Raw genomic sequence first — 17,534 nt, 5'->3', positions numbered from 1 at the left:
GTCTTCCGTCCACTATCATCTTCCTATGCGACTCCTCAGCGCGCTCGCCATCGTTGCCTTGGCCATTCCTGCCCAGGCCCAAGAGGGTCTCCCGTTCCCCGAGGACCTGCCCAACTACATCCCAACGGCCACGGGGCCGGAGCGGGGGGAGTGGATGCTGGGGCTGGACATCGGCGTCTCGACCTTCAACCCCTCGGCGCTCAAGGACCGGGGCACGCGCTTTGCCGTGGTGGTCGAGCGTTCCTTCCACCGCTGGGTGGGGCTGCAGGCCGATGCCAACTGCGCCCGGGGCACGGAGTACGCCAACTTCGTCACGCCGGAACGCTTCTTCTCGCTCTGCATCGGCTCGCTGAACGCCGTCGTGCCCGTCCGGGTCTCGGCTCGGCTCTGGCCCTACCTCAAGGTGGGGGGAAGCATCTCCCTCTGGGACTTGGACTCGCAGGACGAGCTCTATAATGTGGACGAGCGCGCCAGTGGACTCGTGGTCGGCGGGGGGGCGCGCTACTTCTTCGGAACTAGGCAGACCTGGGCCGTCCGCGTCGACGTCCAGCGCACCGAGACGGCGCTGTATGGATTCGATTTCGCACACTGGAGCTACGGGATCGGACTCTCCGCCCAACTGCGCTAGCCGCCGGGGCGTGCCGCTTTCCCATCCTATTGCGGTATCGTAGCTTACAGGGATGACTCGCACCGCCCCGCCGACTCGAATTTCCGACCTTCCGGGCCTCGCTGGCCAGACCGCCACGCTCGGCGGATGGGTTACCCACACACGCTCTTCCGGCAAGGTCGCCTTCGTCACGATGCGCGACGGCACGGGCATCCTGCAATGCGTCGTGGTCAAGCCGCAGGTGAGCGCCGAGACCTGGGAGGCCTTCCAGTCGCTGACGCTCGAATGTTCGCTCAGCGTCACCGGTGAAGTGAAGGCCGACGGCCGTGCGCCGGGCGGAGTGGAGCTCGGCGTCACGGAGCTGCGCGTGATCGGGCCGAGCGCGCTCGACTATCCGATCCAGCCCAAGGAACACGGCGTCGACTTCCTGCTCGACAATCGCCACTTCTGGCTGCGCACGCCGCGCCAGGTGGCGATTATGCGCATCCGCAACGAGATCGAGCAGGCCATCCACGACTTCTTCTATGACCGCGGCTTCCTGCGCACCGACACGCCGATCCTGACGGCGGCCATCGGTGAGCGCTCGGGGCTCTTTGCGACGGAGTACTTCGACGAAGGCAACGCCTACCTCGCGCAGACGGGCCAGCTCTACGGCGAGGCGTTGGCGGCGGCCTTCGGCAAGATCTACACCTTCGGCCCGACGTTCCGCGCCGAGAAGTCCAAGACGCGCCGGCACCTCACCGAGTTCTGGATGATCGAGCCCGAGGTGGCCTTCAACGACACGCACGCCAATATGGACCTGCAGGAGGACTTCGTGTCCTACCTCGTGCAGCGCGTGCTGGAACGGCAGATGCCGGCGCTCAAGGAGTTGGAGCGAGACGTCAGCAAGCTGGAGAAGGTGAAGGCGCCGTTCCCGCGCATCGATTACTCCGACGCCGTGGCCACGCTGCAGAAGAAGGGCAGCGCGGTGCAGTGGGGCGAGGACCTCGGGGCCGAGGACGAGGCGCTGCTCGTGGAGGACTATGAGACGCCGATCTTCATCTGCAACTACCCCAAGGAGGCCAAGGCCTTCTATATGAAGGAGAACCCGGCCGACCCGCGCACGGTGCTCTGCGACGATATGCTCGCGCCCGAGGGCTACGGCGAGATCATCGGCGGCTCGCAGCGCGAGGACGACTACGACAAGCTGCTGCACCGCATCAAGGAGGAGCAGTTGCCACTGGAGGCGTACTCGTGGTATCTGGACCTCCGCAAGTACGGTACCTTCGTGCACTCGGGCTTCGGGCTCGGGCTTGAGCGTACCATCGCGTGGATTTGCGGTACGCCGCACATCCGCGAGTGCATCCCCTTCCCGCGTCTGATGACGCGTCTGCATCCGTAATCGTGCGCGACACCGTCCCGCCCATCACGTGAGCGCCTCCGACCTCCCCCGCAATCCCGGCGGCCCGCTCGACCTCGACGTCGTGCGGGCCATCCGCGTCAACAAGAGCGCCGCCGAGCGCCGCTCGGCGACCATTCCCACGCGCCGCACGGTCAAGAAGCAGTGGCAGGCGGCCTGGCTGCTCAAGGCCATCACGCTGATGGACCTCACCACGCTCTCCGGCGACGACACCGCGAGCAACGTGAAGCGGCTCTGCGCCAAGGCGCAGCGTCCGCTGCGCGACGATCTCGTGGACGCGCTGGGCGTGGCCGAGCTCGGCATCACCGTCGGCGCGGTCTGCGTGTACCACCAGTGGGTGGCGACGGCGGTCGAAGCGCTCGAAGGCTCGGGCATTCCGGTGGCGGCGGTGAGCACCGGCTTTCCGGCCGGGCTCTCGCCCTTCAAGCAGCGCGTCGAGGAGATCCACGAGAGCGTGAAGGCCGGCGCGCGCGAGATCGACATCGTCATCACGCGCCGGCACGTGCTGACGGGCGACTGGCAGGCGCTCTACGACGAGGTGAAGGCCTTCCGCGAAGCCTGCGGCGAGGCGCACCTCAAGGCCATCCTCGCCACCGGCGAGCTCGCGACGCTCACGAACGTGGCGCGCGCGAGTTGGGTGGCGATGCAGGCCGGCGCGGACTTCATCAAGACCAGCACGGGCAAGGAAGGCACCAACGCCACGCTGCCGTTCTCGCTGGTGATGGTGCGGCAGATCCGCGAGTACGAGCGCGCTACCGGCTTCAAGGTGGGCTACAAGCCCGCCGGCGGCATCCGCACGGCCAAGCAGTCGCTCGAGTACCTGATGCTGATGAAGGAAGAACTTGGCAACCGTTGGCTGGAGCCGGACCTGTTCCGTTTCGGCGCCAGCGCGTTGCTCACCGATATCGAGCGCCAGCTCGAGCATTTCGTCACGGGGCGCTACGCCGCGGCCCATCGCCATCCGATGCCCTGATGCCTACAGTCGCCGAGATCTTCAAGACGATGGACTACGGCCCGGCGCCGGAGAGCGACGCCGAGGCGCGCGCCTGGCTCGCCGAGCACGGCAGCAAGTTCGGGCACTTCGTGAACGGGGCCTGGACCAAGCCCGGCAGCACCTTCGAGGTCATCGATCCGAGCACGACGGACGTGCTCGCCAAGGTCACGCAGGGCACGGCCAAGGACGTGGACGCCGCCGTCGCCGCGGCGCGCAAGGCGCATCGCAGCTGGAGCAAGCTCAGCGGGCATCAGCGCGCCAAGCACCTGTACGCGCTGGCGCGGATGGTGCAGAAGCATTCGCGCCTGCTCGCGGTGGTGGAGTCGATGGACAACGGCAAGTCCATCCGCGAGACGCGCGACCTGGACATCCCGCTCGTGGCGCGGCACTTCTACCATCACGCCGGCTGGGCGCAGTTGATGGAGCAGGAGTTCGCCGGCTACGGCTCGGTGGGCGTGGTGGGGCAGATCATCCCCTGGAACTTCCCGCTGCTGATGCTGGCGTGGAAGGTCGCGCCCGCGCTCGCCGCCGGGAACACAGTCGTGATGAAGCCCGCCGAGTTCACGCCGCTCTCCGCGCTGCTCTTCGCGGAGCTGGCGCACGAGGCCGGGCTGCCGCCGGGCGTGCTCAACATCGTCACCGGCGACGGCAAGACGGGCGCAGCGATCGTCGAGCACAAGGGCGTGGACAAGATTGCGTTTACCGGCTCGACGGACGTCGGCAAGATCATCCGCCGCGCCACGGCCGGCAGCGGCAAGAAGCTCTCGCTCGAGCTCGGCGGCAAGTCGCCGTTCATCGTGTACGAGGACGCCGACCTCGACGCCGTCGTCGAGGGCGTGGTGGACGCCATCTGGTTCAACCAAGGGCAGGTCTGCTGCGCCGGCTCGCGCCTGCTGGTGCAGGAGGGCATCCACGACCGCCTCATCGAGAAGATCCGCGCGCGGATGGAGAAGCTCCGAGTTGGCAAGCCGCTCGATAAAGCCGTGGATATGGGGGCCATCGTCGCGCCCGAGCAGTTGGAGCGCATCACCGCGCTGGTGAAGCAGGGCCGCGACGAAGGCGCCACGATGTGGCAGCCCAGCTGGAGCGTGCCGAAGAACGGTTGCTTCTATCCGCCGACGCTGTTCACCAACGTGGAACCCGCGAGCACCATCGCGCAGGTGGAGATCTTCGGCCCCGTGCTCGTCGCGATGAGTTTCCGCACGCCGGAAGAATCGGTCGCGCTGGCGAACAACACGCCGTATGGGCTCGCGGCCAGCGTGTGGAGCGAAAACATCAATCTCGCGCTGGATATCGCGCCCAAGCTCAAGGCGGGCGTGGTGTGGATCAACGCCACGAATCTGTTTGATGCGGCGGCGGGGTTTGGGGGGTACCGGGAGTCTGGGTTTGGACGCGAGGGTGGGCGGGAAGGGATGTATGAGTATGTGAAGCGAGACGTGAGACGGGGGACGGGGGACGTGAGTGTTCGTCGAGCGGTGGAGAAGCGCAGCGCTCCCACGTCTCACGTCTCAAGTCTCACGTCCAGTGACGGAGTCGACCGCACCCCCAAGCTCTTCATCGCTGGCAAGCAAGCGCGACCCGACAGCGGCTACTCACGCCAAGTCACTGGCCCGAAGGGCCAGAAGCTCGGAGAAGTCGGTGAAGGCAACAGGAAGGATCTTCGCAACGCCGTCGAAGCCGCCCACGCGGCTGCGAAGGGCTGGAGCAAGTCCACCGGCCATCTGCGCGCACAGATCCTCTACTACATCGGCGAGAACCTCGCTGCGCGCGGCGACGAGTTTGCGGCGCGGTTGCGGGCGCAGACCGGCGCGACGGCGGCGCAGGCCAAGCGTGAAGTCGAGGCCGCCGTGGCGCGGCTGTTTAGCTACGCGGCCTGGGCAGACAAGTGGGACGGGGCGGTGCACAATGTGCCGATCCGCGGCGTGGCGCTGCAGATGAACGAGCCGATCGGCGTCGTCGCGGTCGCAGCGCCGAACGAAGCGCCGTTGCTCGGGTTCATCTCAGCGGTCGCGCCGTTGGTGGCCACGGGCAATGCCGTGGTCGCCCTGCCCAGCGAGCCGCATCCGCTCTCGGCCACCGACCTCTACACGGTGCTCGAGAGCTCCGACCTGCCCGGCGGCGTGATCAACATCGTCACCGGCGGCAAGGACGCGCTGGCCAAGACGCTGGCCGAGCACGACGACGTGGAGGGCATCTGGTACTGGGGCACGCGCGAGGGCGTGAAGGCCGTGGAGCTGGCCAGCGCCCACAATATGAAGCGCACCTGGTGCCACGCTGGTCTCACCGACTGGTATGCCGTGGCCGAGGGCGAAGGACGTGAGTTCCTGCGCGAGGCCACGCAGGTGAAGAACATCTGGATCCCCTACGGGGAGTAGCCCGCCGGCGCGGCGCGGCGCTCGGCGTCCTCTTGGTCGCCGGTTGCGCCGCACCGCGCGAATCGCCACCCGCAGCGGTGGCCGTCACGCTGGGCGCGGTTCCAGCCGCCGAGGCGGTGAGACTGCTCGAGCGCCGCTTGGACGAGTCCCTGCGCCCGATTCCTGCCGGGGTGCGCGTGGAGACGCGCGTGACGACGTATCAGCTCGATGCGCGATCGATCCGTGACGCGCAGGCCGTCATCGGCCAGCAGGGGCGCGCCGATGCGGATGGCCGTCGCTGGGCAGGATACACGCGCTGGCGCCTGCGCTGGAACTACGAGTACGAGCGCGCGACCTCCTGCCAGTTCAAGACGCTGACCGTCGCCGTGTCGCTCGAGGTGGACCTGCCGGTGCTGTCGGACTCAGCCCGTGCCGATGCGGCGACGCGACTCTGGTACGAGTCGTGGTTCGACCGGCTCTTCCACCACGAAGTCGGACACGCCAAGCTCGCCCGCGACGGCGCGCGGGAGATCTACCAGCGCCTGCGGTTCCTCCAGGGCTCGGCCTGCGACGAGCTGGGCAACCGCGCCAACCAGGTCGGGCGGCAACTCCTCGACGATCTCAACGAGCGGCAGCGCCGGTACGACGCCGAGACCGCGCACGGTGCGCGCCCGGCGCCGCCGGCGCCACCGACGAGCTAGTTCGTCGCCATCGCCAACCCGCGCAGCGCGTCCGCCAGCCCACGCACACGCGCGGCATCGCTTGAGCCTTCCAGGTCGCGTCGCAGGCTGGTCACGATGTTCGTGAGCGCGCCGCGCCGCGCCGTGCCGGTCATCCGCTCGGCTGCGTCAATGGCGCTCGCGAGTTCCGCGAGTCGCGCCGCCGGCAGTGCGTTGCCGCGCGCGAGCTGGTCGAGGAAGCTCCGCGCCACAGGGAACGCCGCCGGCCACTCCAGCTTCGGCTGGCTCTGCGGATTGTACTCCTCCATCATCACCAGCTTCGCTGCCGCCAGCTCGTTCGCCGAGAGGTGCTCGCTCGGCAACAGCTCGAGGATGTCGAGTCCGCGCGCCATTTCGGCGGAGTAGATGAGGCCATTGTACCAGTAGGCGCCCCAGGACCCGGCGATGGCTCCGCGACCGCGAGCCTGCCCTTCGACCGGCGCCGCATCCACCGGACCGCGGTCGAAGAATGCGATCTCAAACGGCTTGTCGGGGTCAGTGAAGTCGATGACGTTCACGCCGCCCTGATACCAACCCTGGACCATAATGTCGCGGCCCGGCACCGGGATGAGTCCGCCGTTGTGCGAGACGCAATTCTCCTGTGGCGTCTGCGCCGTCGGGATCTTGAAGTAGGCGTGTTGCGTGAGCCGGCGGTCGGCGCCGATCATCAGCGTCGTGTTGCCGCCCATCTCCAGCGGATGCTGCGCCTGGCAGTTGGGTGAGGTGCCGCCGCCCCACTCGTCAGTGAACACGACCTTCTTGCCGTCGTTGCTGAACACCGCCGTGTGCCAGAGCGAGAAGTTCGTGTCCGCCACGGCGTCGAGGCGCACCGGCTTCTCGGGATTGGAGATGTCCACCAGGATGCCGTAGCTGGAGCAGGCGCCGGCCAGCAGGTTCATCGCCGGGTAGGCGGTGACGTCGTGGCAGTTGCGCGGGCCGTTCATCCGCATCTGCGCCATCTCGGCGCTGTCGGCGCCGGCAGCGGCACGCACGGGGCGGGCGCGGCCACCGCGGGCCGGGGCAGGGCCCAGTCCGGTGAAGATGCGCGCGCCGGTCACGACCTCGGCGTCCTGCGGTCGGGCGAGCGGCACCTTGATGACGTCGAGGCGATACAGCGAGTTCGTCTCGTCGGCCGGATCGGCGCCGTTCCGGCACCCGGCGAGCTCCGTCTCCGGGCGCGCGCCCTGGCTGCCCGACACATAGATATAGATGGTGCCGCGGTCGGTCGGGTGCGGGATCACCGTGTGCGTGTGCGAGCCCTTGCAGGTCTGCACGTTCTTCACGAGCCGCGGCGCGCGCGGGTTGCTCACGTCGTAGATGCGCACGCCGGCCATATGGTCGGCCGGGTCCTGCACGCCGCCCTTGGCGCAGTCGTTGCGGTTGCCCGCGCCCTCGGCGGAGACGAACAGCAGGTTGCCGACGATGCTCGGGTCGCCCTGCGAGGTGATGCATTCAACGGTGCTCAGGATCTGCGGGCGCTCGGGATTCGAGACGTCATAGATGACGAAGCCGGCGAAGTTGCCTTGGTAGACGAGATTGCCGCGGAAGGCGAGATCCGAGTTCACGAAGGTGAGGCCGCGGATCGAGTCGAACGCGGGCGGCTTCGGCGCCGTCGTGATGAGCCGCATCCCCTGGATCGCGATGCCGGCGTCGTGCAGGCCCGGCTTCAGGTTGTTGCGCGGATCCGTCGCGCTGGGATACGTCTGCGCCGCGAGGGGCGCGGCGGCCAGCACCAGCGCGGAAAGGGAAGCGAGGGCGAACACGCGCATCGTGAAACACTCCATAGAGGGGGTCATCGCAACTCGGCCAGCATCTGCCACATCAGTTCGATCTCGGCCAGTTGCGCGGCCTCGATTTCGTTCGCGAGCACGTTGATGTCTACTTCCTGCCCGGCGCGCGGGCTCTTGAGCAGGTCGGCGACCATCTGGATCGCACCTTCGTGGTGCGCGATCATCAGGCGCAGGAACAATCGGTCGAAGTCACGCCCGCGCGCGGCGCTGAGCTGCTCCAGCTGTGCGGCGGTGAGCATCCCGGGCATCGACATCCGTCGCCACGAGTCCGTGTCCGGCGCGTGCTGGCCGTAGTCCACCAGCCAGCCCTGCATCAGCGCGATCTCGCCGGCCTGCGAGAGGTCGATCTTCTGCGCGAGCTTCAGCACACGGTCGCTGGCGCCCGCGTGCTCGGCGAGGCGCGTCATATAGACGGCCTGCGCGTGATGGCCAATCATCATCTGCATAAAGCGCACATCCGCTTCCGTGACCAGCGAACCCGCGGGCAGCGTGACTGGCGGGAGATCGTGCATCACGTGGCCGGCGTGCGCGTCGGCGTCGTGGCCGGCGTGCGCATCTTCGCCCTGGCTCGGCGGCGCTCCAGCGGCGGTCGTCGAGGCCGCCGGGGTCGCGATGGCCGACCCGCGTCCGGCACAGGCGCCGAGCAGCAGCAGCAGCGCCGTGACTGCGAGCAGCGCTGTCCGGGCGCGGCGGGGTCGCCGGTCGGCGTCGTCTTGGGAGAAGTGCATCATCGAAGCTTATCCTCGAGAACGCGCGGCGTCAGGTGCGCGTTGAGGCGCCCACGCGCTACGATCCGCCGCGGCGCAGCCGGTACAGCTCCAGCAGCGGGACGCCCGCCTCGATGTCCACGCGCTTGCCGAGCAGGTAGTCGCTGCCGATCTCGAAGGGTTGGAAGGCGCGGGGCACGCTCACGCGCGCGATGACGGCGCCGTCGTCGCGCAGCACGAGCCACTCGACGCTCTCGGCATCGGGCGGGGCGTAGCGGCGCACCCACACGAGTCCATCCACGTCCACGAGCAAGCCCGTCACCGCCGCGTGTCGTTCTGGATAGGCGATGCTCGCGTACTCGCGCTCGAGCGATGCGCGGCGCGAGGCTCCGCGCTCGGCGACCTCCCGTTCGACGAGGTCGCGGATGTCCGCCGCCGTGACCGCGGCCGGCGGGGCGGCGGAGAACGTCAGCATCTGGCGCTCGCCGTCAAACGAGTAACGGTGCAGCGAGGTAGTATCGCCCGTGGCGATGAACACGTGGTGCCGTCCCACGGCAATGTGCGGTTGCCTCCCGAAGGGCAGCGGCCGCGTCCCGACGACGCGACCCTCGTGCGTTTGGCCCCAGCGGTCCGATGCCGGCACGGAGTCGAGCAGCAGGGGAGCGCCATCGGCCGTCACGTTCGTCCAGACGGGGACAGTATCCCGATGAGCGCCCGCCGTCGGCCTCGCGATTATCCCCCAGCCCAAGTGCGCGAAGCGTCCCTTGGCGTTGCAGGCTGAGATGTACGGGGCCTGCTGGCCGGCTGGTAACTCGAATCGGAACTCGCGTAGCGGCTCACCCTCGTCCATCGACCACTCGATGACGCGGCGGCCGTCGATGTCGTGTGTGAAGATGGCGGACCCACAGCGGAACAGGTCGGCAGGGTAAATAATCTCTCCCGGACCCCGGCCCGCACGGGCGAGACTGCGCTCATACTGGCCATCGGCGGTGAATCGCCGCAGCGGTGCGTCTCCTAGATCAGTCGCGAGCAGCCGGCCGTCCGGCAAGCGCGTGGCGCCGGTAAGGCGCTCGAACGTGACCTCGACTGCATCGTCCTCCGACCCGCCGATCGAAACGACCGCCGCCGTGTCCAGCACCCACGTGGCAATCGAAGGTGCACGCTCGTGCGCGTCTCCGCAGGCGAGTAACGTCGCCGCGACCGCCGCGAGCAGGGCGCGATCAGACCTCAAGCGCGCCCCGGAACCCACGCGCCGCATAGTACGACTGCGCCCCGTTGTGATACGTGAACACCTGGTCATAGCGGCGATCGCAGAACAGCGCGCCGCCCAGCTTGCGAATGGGCGCCGGCGTCAGGATCCAGCTCGAGGTCTTGAGGTCGAAGGCGCCGAGCGTCTGCAGCGCGCGGTACTCGGCTTCGGACAGGATGCGGATGCCGATCTTCGCAGCGACGTCGAGCGCCGAGCTCTTGGGCTTGGCTTCCTTGCGCGCGTCGAGCGCGGCGCGGTCGTAGCAGAGGCTGCGGCGGCCGGCGGGGCTCTCGGGTGAGCAATCGGTGAAGGTGATGCGGCCGCTCTTCTTGTCGACGCCGGTCACGTCGGGCTCGCCGCCCGTGTCTTCCATCGCGCGGAGCGCGGTGAGCGCGGCGGCGTTGGCATCGAGGCGCTTGCGCACCGCGTCCCACGCGAGGCCCGGGTGACGCGCGGCGTGCTTGGTGAAGCGTTGCTCGAGCGTGGCGAGCAGCTTGTCGTTGGGACTGGCTTTCGGCATTGAAGCAAACTGCGCAGTGACGGGCGCTGCGGCAAGCAACGCCGCCTGCGTCAGCTGCGCCCGCCCCGCGCCCGATACCGCTCGAGATACGCCGTCGCCCAGCTCTCATAGCGTCCCGCCGCCAATTCCACGCGCGCCTGCCGCATCAGGCCGACGAGATGGTGCACGTTGTGCAGCGAGAGCAGCCGCAGCCCAAGCATCTCCTCAGCGGCAAAGAGGTGCCGCAGGTAGGCCCGGTCGTAATGCGTGCAGCTGTGGCAGTCGCAGCCCTCCACCAGCGGCCGCTTGTCGAACCGATGCTCGGCCCGGCGGATCTGCACCGTGCCGTCGGGCGTGAAGGCCGTGCCGTGGCGGCCCATCCGCGTGGGCACCACGCAGTCGAAGAGGTCCACGCCACGGCGCACGCTTTCCACGAGGTCGTCGGGGAAGCCCACGCCCATCAGGTAGCGCGGCTTGTCGCGCGGCAGCTCGGGATCGCAGACGGCAATCGTCGCGTACATATCCGGCTTGGCCTCGCCCACGCTGAGGCCACCGATCGCGATGCCGTGCCAATCGCCCGTCTGCAGGATGCCGCGCACGCTGGCACGGCGCAGCTCCGGATGGATGCCGCCCTGTACGATGGGGAACAGCGCCTGCGGCGGTGCCGCGCGCTCGGCATCGAGGTCGCCGCCGTGCAGCGCGGGCGCGCCCGGCGGCAGGTCGATCGGCGTCAGCGGCTCGCGGCCCTCGCGCCCGAGCCGCTCGAACTCCACGCGACAGCGTTCCAGCCAACGCAGCGAGCGTTCCATCGCGTCCTTGCTCGGCCCGAACTCCGACTTGCCTTCGATCAGCTCGTCGAGCTGCATAATCACGTCCGCGCCGATGTTGCGCTCGATGCGCATCACGGCCTCGGGCGTGTAGTCGTGCTTGCTGCCGTCGAGGTGCGATTGGAACTCGATGCCTTGTTCCCGCACCTTGCGCATCTGCGCCAGCGAAAACACCTGGAAGCCGCCGGAGTCGGTGAGCATCGGGCCCTTCCAGCGCGCGAAGGCGTGCAGGCCGCCGAGCGCGCGCACCGCTTTGTCGCCGGGGCGGAGATACAGATGGTACGCGTTGGAGAGCACCATCTGCGCGCCGGTTTCTTCCAACTCGTGCACGCTGAGGCCCTTCACGGTGGCGTTCGTGCCCACCGGCATAAACGCGGGCGTCTCGACTACGCCGTGGGGCGTGTCGAACCAGCCGCGTCGGGCGGCACCGGCTTCGTCGGCGGTGCGGAATGCAAACGCGTTCACGCCTTGGCCTCGCCGGCCTTCACTTCGTCCCAGAGCTTGTCGAGCGCCTCGAGCCCAGCAGTGCGCACGTCGATGTTGCGCACCGCCGCCAACTGCTCGATCGCCTCGAAGCGGCGCTGGAACTTGGCGTTGGCGCGGTCGAGGGCCAGCGCGGGATGCGTGCCGGCCTTGCGGCAGAGGTTCACGACCGCAAAGAGCAGGTCGCCAAGTTCCTCCTCAAGCCGCGCGTGCGCGGCGTCGGCGCTGGGGACGCCGTGCGTGTCGAACTGCGCGCCGTCCTTGGCGATCTGCGCCTTCACCTCCTCCAGCTCCTCGGCCACCTTCTCCAACGGGCCGGCGACGTCCGGCCAATCGAAGCCCACCCCGGCGGCGCGCTCCTGCAGGCGGTGTGCCCGGTGCAGCGCCGGCAGGCCGCTCGGCAGGCCGTCGGCCAGCGAGCGGCGCGTCTTGGCCTTCATCTGCTCCCAAGGCGTGCGCTCGGCGTCTGTGCCATACAGCCAGGGGTGGCGAACGGTCATCTTGCGCACCAGCGACCCAGCCACGTGCTCCGGCGAGAACGCGCCGCGCTCCTCGGCGATCACCGCGTGGAACAGTACCTGGAGCAGCACGTCGCCCAGCTCGCTGCAGATGGCTGGGTCGTCGCCCTCGCGGAGGGCGTCGTCCAGCTCGTGCATCTCCTCGTTCAGATACGGCCGCAGGGAGTCGTGGGTCTGGGCCCGATCCCAGGCGTCGCGGGCGCGGAGGTCGCGCATAATCGCGAGCGCATCTTCAAGCGTGGCTTTGTCTTGCATCGCGTTTTGCGGTCCGGGTATCTTGTGGATTCTGATGCCCACCCAATCTAGTCGGGATGCGCTGCCCCGTGCGTGGGTCGAGGTCGACCTCGACGCGCTCGTGCGCAACGCGCGGGCACTGGCCAAACACTCCCAGGCGCGGCTGCTCCCGATGGTGAAGGCCGACGCCTACGGCCTCGGCGTCGTGCCGGTGGTCGGGGCGCTGGAAGCCGTCGATCCCATCGCCTACGGCGTCTCGTCCATCGTCGAGGGCGAGGAACTACGCGGCGCGGGCTTCAGCCGGCCGATCATCGTCTTCACTCCGACGCTGCCCTCCGACCTGCCGCGGCTGCGCGCGGCGGCCCTGACGCCCTCGCTGGAGTCTGTGGCGAGCATCGAGCGCTGGTCCGAGCTGGGCGGCGGCGATTGGCACCTGGCGATCGAGACGGGGATGCACCGCGCCGGTATCGCGTGGGACCGCGTGGGCGAGCTGGCCGACGCGCTGCGGGCCTGCCCGCCGGCGGGCGCCTTCACGCACTTCCACTCGGCGGAGGCGGACGACGGCTCGGTGGCACGGCAGGAGCAGCGTTTCCGCGATGCGCTGGGCTCGTTGCCCGCCGTGCCGGCATTGCTGCATACCGAGAACAGCGCGGCCAGCGCGCGGCGCACGCCCTCGCCCTGGCACTGCATCCGCCCCGGGGCCTTCCTGTTCGGGATCGGCAGCGGGTCCAGTGCGATTCTCCAGCCCGAGCCCGTGGTGCACATCCGCGCCAAGGTACTGGAACTGCGCGAGGTGGCCGCAGGGGAGACCGTGAGCTACAACGCCCTCTGGACCGCGCCAGAACCACGCACCATTGCAACCATCGCCGTCGGCTACGCTGACGGATACCGGAGGTTGCTGAGTAATGTGGGGCGGGGGCTGCTGGGCGGCCGAGAGGTGCGGGTGGCCGGCGCAGTCACGATGGATATGACGATGTTCGACGTCACCGGGGTGGAGGCACGCGAGGGCGACGTGCTCACGCTGCTGGGGCGCGACGGTGCGGCGCTGCTGACCATCGAGTCGGTGGCGACCACGGGCGGGTTTTCCAACTACGAAGTGATCACTGGGCTGCGTCAGCGGCTGCAGCGGATCTATTCCGGAGCGCAGTGATGGCACATCGGGCGGTCATCTTGGTCTTGGATGGCGTCGGCATCGGGGCGGCGCACGACGTGGCGGCCTATGGTGACGAAGGCTCCGACACGCTGGGCAACCTCGCTCGGGCAGTGGGCGGGCTGCAGGTCCCGAACTTGGCGGCGGCGGGCCTCGGCAACATCAAGCCGCTGCAGGGTGTGACGCCTGCGGTGGCGCCGCGCGGGGCCTGGGGCCTGATGGAGCCGCGCTCGGCCGGCAAGGACAGCACCACCGGCCACTGGGAGATTGCCGGCGTGCATCTGGCGCGGCCGTTCCCCACGTACCCGAACGGCTTCCCGCCGGAACTGCTGGAGGAATTCGCGCAGCGCACCGGGCGTGGCGTCATCGGCAACGTCGTCGGCAGCGGCACCAAGGTGCTGGAGGACTTCGGCGCCGAGCATCAGGCCAGCGGCAAGTGGATCGTCTATACCAGCGCCGATTCCGTCTTCCAGGTGGCGGCGCACGAGGAGACGATCCCGCTCGAGGAACTCTACGCCGCCTGCGAGACCGCGCGGGCGATGCTCGTCGCGCCGCACAACCCGAGCCGAGTGATCGCGCGGCCCTTCGTGGGCACGCCGGGGCGCTGGGTGCGCACGGGCAACCGCCGCGATTACTCGATCGCACCTCCCGAGGACACCCTGCTCGACGCGCTGATGGCTGCCGGCATCCCGCGCACGGGGGTGGGGAAGGTGGACGATCTCTTCGCGCGGCGTGGCCTTGAGGGCGGGCATACCAGCGGCAACCCCGAGGGCATCGCCCGGATTCTCGACTGGCTCAGGACCGGCCCGGATGGGTTGTTGTTCGCCAACCTTGTAGATTTCGATCAAGCCTTCGGGCACCGGAACGATGTTCCGGGGTTCCATCAAGCACTGCGCGACTTCGATGCCGCGCTGCCAGACCTCATCGCCGCCCTCCGCGAGGACGACCTGCTGTTCATCACCGCCGACCACGGTAACGACCCGACCACGCCGTCCACCGACCACGCCCGGGAGAACGTCCCGCTGCTGGCGTTGGGCGCGCGCGTGCGTCCGCAGGCGCTGGGCGCCCGGCGGACCTTCTCGGATCTCGGGGCCAGCGTCGGCGAGTGGCTGGGCGTCGCCTACCGCGGCCGCGGTACCTCGTTCTGCCCGCAGCTCGTCGGATGAGCCTGCCGGCGGCGCAGGAGCATCTCCTCACGGAGCGCGCGCGTGCCGCCAAGGCCCGCGCCTACGCGCCGTATTCGTCCTTCCACGTCGGCGCCGCGCTGCTCTGCGCCGACGGGACCATCGTGGACGGCTGTAACGTCGAGAATGCGTCGTATCCCGCCGGCACCTGCGCGGAACGCGTCGCGCTCGGTGCCGCCGTCGTCGCCGGACACCGGGAGTTCACGGCGGTCGCCATCGCGACCGACGCTCCCGCGGCGACTCCTCCCTGTGGAATCTGCCGACAGGCCCTCGCTGAGTTCAACCCCGGCTTGCCCGTCCTCGCGATCGACGCGAAGGGCCAGGTGACCCGGTGGTCGCTCGCCGACCTGTTGCCGATCCCGTTCACGCCCGCCTCGCTCCATCGCTGATGCCCCGTCGTTTCCGCACTGCCTGGTCCCTCGCGGCGCTCGCCCTCGCGGCGGTGCTCGGCGCCTGTTCCGAAGACCTCCAGACTGGTGGCGCCTGCCCGACGCTCTGCCCAGGGCAGGGGATCGTGGTCCGCGACACCGTGATCAATCCCGCCATCGTCTTCGACACCAATCTCGTCGGCTTTCCGCTACAGGGTAGCGAGGATCCGCTGCTCCTCGCCGACCGGCCGGACACGCTCGACGTGCGGATGGTCGTGCGCTACGACTCGCTCACGCGCGTCTTCCGTCGCGTCAACGACGACACGCTCAGCCAGATCGACTACATCGACTCGGCGTACGTGACGCTGTTCCTCACGGCCACCAACGTCCCGACGCCGGCGCAGTGGTTCATCGACGCCTACGACGTGTACGACTCGACGCTCGTGGACACGATTCCCTCGGCGGTGCTGCCGCTGTTCACGCCGGGTCGCTTCCTCGGCACCTACCAAGGCGACACGGCCTTCACCGACACGCTGCGCGTGCAGGTGCCGATCGACACGGCCTACCTCCGTGTGCTGCTCAATACCGAGGAGCGCCGTCTGCGCGTCGGCTTCCGCGTGCGCTCGGCTAGCTCGGTGCAATTCAACGTGCGGCCGATCGAGTCCGGCGATGGCCCGGTGCTCACGTATCTGCCGTCGGCGGTGGATACCATCGCCGACCCCGACACCTTGGCCCGAACGCGTTTCACGACACAGCCCAACTCGCTGTTCCCGAGGGTGCCGCTGGTGCTCGGTAGCGACCTTGCCGACTATCAGATCGTGGTGCAGGCGACCAGTGAGATCGTCCCCAACACGTTCACGGTCGGCGGCCTGCCCGGCTCGCGCGCGTACCTGCGCTTCGAACTCCCGGCCTGGCTCACCGATTCGGTCGGCGTGCTGCGCGCCCAGCTGGAGCTCTCGCAGCATCCGGTCACCGGTCCCTCCAGCAGCGACACCTTGCGACTCGACGGCCATCTCGTGGTAGCCACCGGCGTCGTGACGGACCTCCGACGCGCCGCGACCATCTTGTCAGGCGCCGGTGTCTATATGCAGAGCACGTTTCTCATCGCAAATGACAGCTCCAATGTGCGCATCCTCGTGAACCCACTCGTGCGCCTGTGGAACACGAACAACACGGCCGCGGCGCGGCCGACGGCGATCATCTTGCGCATCAGTGATGAAGGAGGAACCCCGACGGCCCTGCGCTTCCATTCGATGACGGCTACCGACCCGGCCCTCCGCCCGCGGCTCCGCGTCTCGTACGTGCCAGCCGGCATCCTGGGGCAGCCGTGATGCGCCACCTCGTCATCGCCTTCGCGGCCCTCACGCTCGCCGCCCCGCTCTCCGCTCAGGGCAGCGTCGGCACGCAGGGTCTGGGGTACCCGCTCGGCGGGCTCTCCGGTGCGGCCGCCGGCCTCGCCGGCGCCAACGCCGAGATCGACCCCAACTCGGCCGTCAATCCGGCCGCCCTCACGCGCAGCAACCGGTTCTCGGTGATGCTGCGCTTCGAGCCTGAGTTCCGCGACACGCGGGTCGGCTCGCTGGGCTCTAACGCCTCCGTGATGCGCTTCCCGGCCTTCCAGGCGACGGGCGCCTACGGAAAGTTCGTCGGGTCCGTCGGCGTCACGACGATGCTCGACCGTACCTGGCGCAACCAGATCTTCGATAGCGTCCTCGTCGACGGCACGCTGTATCGCTCGCGCCTCCAGTCCGGCAGCGAAGGGGCTGTCAGCGACGCCCGCATCGCCCTCGGCTATGTGGTCTCGCAGAAGCTCCAGGTCGGCCTCGCCCTGCACTCACTGGTTGGCGAGAACCGCACACTCTACTCCCGCACCTTCGACGACACGACCGGCATCATCGGCATCGGGCAGAACAATTCCTTCGGCTACGGCGGGTCGGCGCTGTCCTTTGGCGTGACGGCTGAGCCGATCAGCGGGCTCGTGCTCGCCGGGTCGGCGCGCGTGGGACAGGAGATGCGCCTCGAACTCGAGGGTAGCGAACTCAGCACCGCCACGGTGCCTGGGCGCGTTGGCATCGGCGTCACGTACTTCGGGATTCCCGGCTTCACGATGTACGCGCGCCTCGACCAGACGCGCTGGTCTGACCTCGAGGGTCTCGCCAGCGATTCGGTCTCGGTCTTCGACGCGACAGAGATTTCGCTCGGCGCCGAGGCGCTCGGCCCCAAGCTGTTCGGCGCGAACACGGTCTTCCGTGCCGGCCTCCGCGACCGTACGCTGCCCTTCGGCGTGAACGGCAGCGCCGTCACGGAACGCGGCTTCGCCGTCGGCATCGGCCTCCCGCTCTCGCGGGGGCGCTCGCAGATCGACATCGGCGGCCAACGGATGGCGCGACGCACGCCGGGCGCCAGCGAGACCGCCTGGCTCTTCAGCCTCGGGTTCGGCATCCGGCCTTAA

General features: G+C 68.8%; 16 protein-coding genes. 10 read left to right on the top strand and 6 right to left on the bottom strand.

The window, feature by feature from the left end; translation table 11 throughout:
• Nucleotides 1-25 precede the first annotated feature (25 nt).
• The 5 genes from KF689_07600 to KF689_07580 all read left to right on the top strand — a co-directional run bounded on the left by KF689_07600 (nucleotide 26) and on the right by KF689_07580 (nucleotide 6,055).
• Nucleotides 26-628, top strand: a complete 603-nt coding sequence (locus KF689_07600; GenBank protein MBX3133232.1) for an outer membrane beta-barrel protein — start codon at nucleotides 26-28, stop codon at nucleotides 626-628.
• A gap of 52 nt (nucleotides 629-680) precedes the next feature.
• On the top strand, nucleotides 681-1,988 hold the full coding sequence (gene asnS, locus KF689_07595; GenBank protein ID MBX3133231.1) for an asparagine--tRNA ligase: 1,308 nt from the start codon (nucleotides 681-683) through the stop codon (nucleotides 1,986-1,988).
• Nucleotides 1,989-2,016: 28 nt separating this feature from the next.
• Nucleotides 2,017-2,979: a deoxyribose-phosphate aldolase gene (gene deoC / locus KF689_07590; protein MBX3133230.1), complete on the top strand. Its 963-nt coding sequence runs from the start codon at nucleotides 2,017-2,019 to the stop codon at nucleotides 2,977-2,979.
• Complete coding sequence (locus KF689_07585; protein MBX3133229.1) at nucleotides 2,979-5,375, top strand: aldehyde dehydrogenase family protein; 2,397 nt, start codon at nucleotides 2,979-2,981, stop codon at nucleotides 5,373-5,375. The genes deoC and KF689_07585 overlap by 1 nt, the downstream gene beginning before the upstream one ends.
• Before the next feature lie 77 nt (nucleotides 5,376-5,452).
• Nucleotides 5,453-6,055: a DUF922 domain-containing protein gene (locus KF689_07580; protein ID MBX3133228.1), complete on the top strand. Its 603-nt coding sequence runs from the start codon at nucleotides 5,453-5,455 to the stop codon at nucleotides 6,053-6,055.
• Here KF689_07580 and KF689_07575 read toward each other — a convergent pair.
• From KF689_07575 to mazG, 6 genes are read right to left on the bottom strand one after another with little or no spacing between them, the layout of a single operon-like run.
• Nucleotides 6,052-7,857 (bottom strand): hypothetical protein, encoded by a 1,806-nt coding sequence (locus KF689_07575; GenBank protein MBX3133227.1) that lies wholly within the window; start codon nucleotides 7,855-7,857, stop codon nucleotides 6,052-6,054. The two genes, KF689_07580 and KF689_07575, sit on opposite strands and share 4 nt — an antisense overlap.
• An 8-nt stretch (nucleotides 7,858-7,865) precedes the next feature.
• A complete protein-coding gene (locus KF689_07570) occupies nucleotides 7,866-8,594 on the bottom strand; it encodes a DUF305 domain-containing protein (GenBank protein MBX3133226.1) in 729 nt (242 codons plus the stop codon).
• 55 nt (nucleotides 8,595-8,649) lie between these two features.
• Nucleotides 8,650-9,801: a hypothetical protein gene (locus KF689_07565; GenBank protein MBX3133225.1), complete on the bottom strand. Its 1,152-nt coding sequence runs from the start codon at nucleotides 9,799-9,801 to the stop codon at nucleotides 8,650-8,652.
• Nucleotides 9,791-10,339: a DUF4256 domain-containing protein gene (locus tag KF689_07560; protein MBX3133224.1), complete on the bottom strand. Its 549-nt coding sequence runs from the start codon at nucleotides 10,337-10,339 to the stop codon at nucleotides 9,791-9,793. Before KF689_07560 ends, KF689_07565 begins: the two co-directional genes overlap by 11 nt.
• Nucleotides 10,340-10,389: 50 nt before the next feature.
• Entirely contained in the window at nucleotides 10,390-11,610 is a 1,221-nt protein-coding gene (locus KF689_07555; GenBank protein MBX3133223.1) for a queuine tRNA-ribosyltransferase, read from the bottom strand.
• A complete protein-coding gene (gene mazG / locus KF689_07550) occupies nucleotides 11,607-12,401 on the bottom strand; it encodes a nucleoside triphosphate pyrophosphohydrolase (protein MBX3133222.1) in 795 nt (264 codons plus the stop codon). The genes KF689_07555 and mazG overlap by 4 nt, the downstream gene beginning before the upstream one ends.
• A 34-nt stretch (nucleotides 12,402-12,435) precedes the next feature.
• On the opposite strand from mazG, the gene alr reads away from it, so the two are divergent.
• From alr to KF689_07525, 5 genes are read left to right on the top strand one after another with little or no spacing between them, the layout of a single operon-like run.
• Nucleotides 12,436-13,530 carry an alanine racemase gene (gene alr, locus KF689_07545; GenBank protein ID MBX3133221.1) on the top strand — a complete coding sequence of 365 codons (1,095 nt, stop codon included), beginning with the start codon at nucleotides 12,436-12,438 and terminating at the stop codon, nucleotides 13,528-13,530.
• A complete protein-coding gene (locus KF689_07540) occupies nucleotides 13,530-14,696 on the top strand; it encodes a phosphopentomutase (GenBank protein MBX3133220.1) in 1,167 nt (388 codons plus the stop codon). The genes alr and KF689_07540 overlap by 1 nt, the downstream gene beginning before the upstream one ends.
• Nucleotides 14,693-15,103 carry a cytidine deaminase gene (gene cdd, locus KF689_07535; protein MBX3133219.1) on the top strand — a complete coding sequence of 137 codons (411 nt, stop codon included), beginning with the start codon at nucleotides 14,693-14,695 and terminating at the stop codon, nucleotides 15,101-15,103. Before KF689_07540 ends, cdd begins: the two co-directional genes overlap by 4 nt.
• Nucleotides 15,103-16,413 (top strand): hypothetical protein, encoded by a 1,311-nt coding sequence (locus KF689_07530; GenBank protein ID MBX3133218.1) that lies wholly within the window; start codon nucleotides 15,103-15,105, stop codon nucleotides 16,411-16,413. Before cdd ends, KF689_07530 begins: the two co-directional genes overlap by 1 nt.
• Nucleotides 16,413-17,534 (top strand): hypothetical protein, encoded by a 1,122-nt coding sequence (locus tag KF689_07525; protein MBX3133217.1) that lies wholly within the window; start codon nucleotides 16,413-16,415, stop codon nucleotides 17,532-17,534. Before KF689_07530 ends, KF689_07525 begins: the two co-directional genes overlap by 1 nt.

It is taken from the genome of Gemmatimonadaceae bacterium (assembly GCA_019637355.1).
Taxonomy (GTDB): Bacteria; Gemmatimonadota; Gemmatimonadetes; order Gemmatimonadales; family Gemmatimonadaceae; genus Pseudogemmatithrix.
Note: the sequence above shows the minus strand (reverse complement) of the source record. Positions and strands in the feature narration are given on the sequence as shown.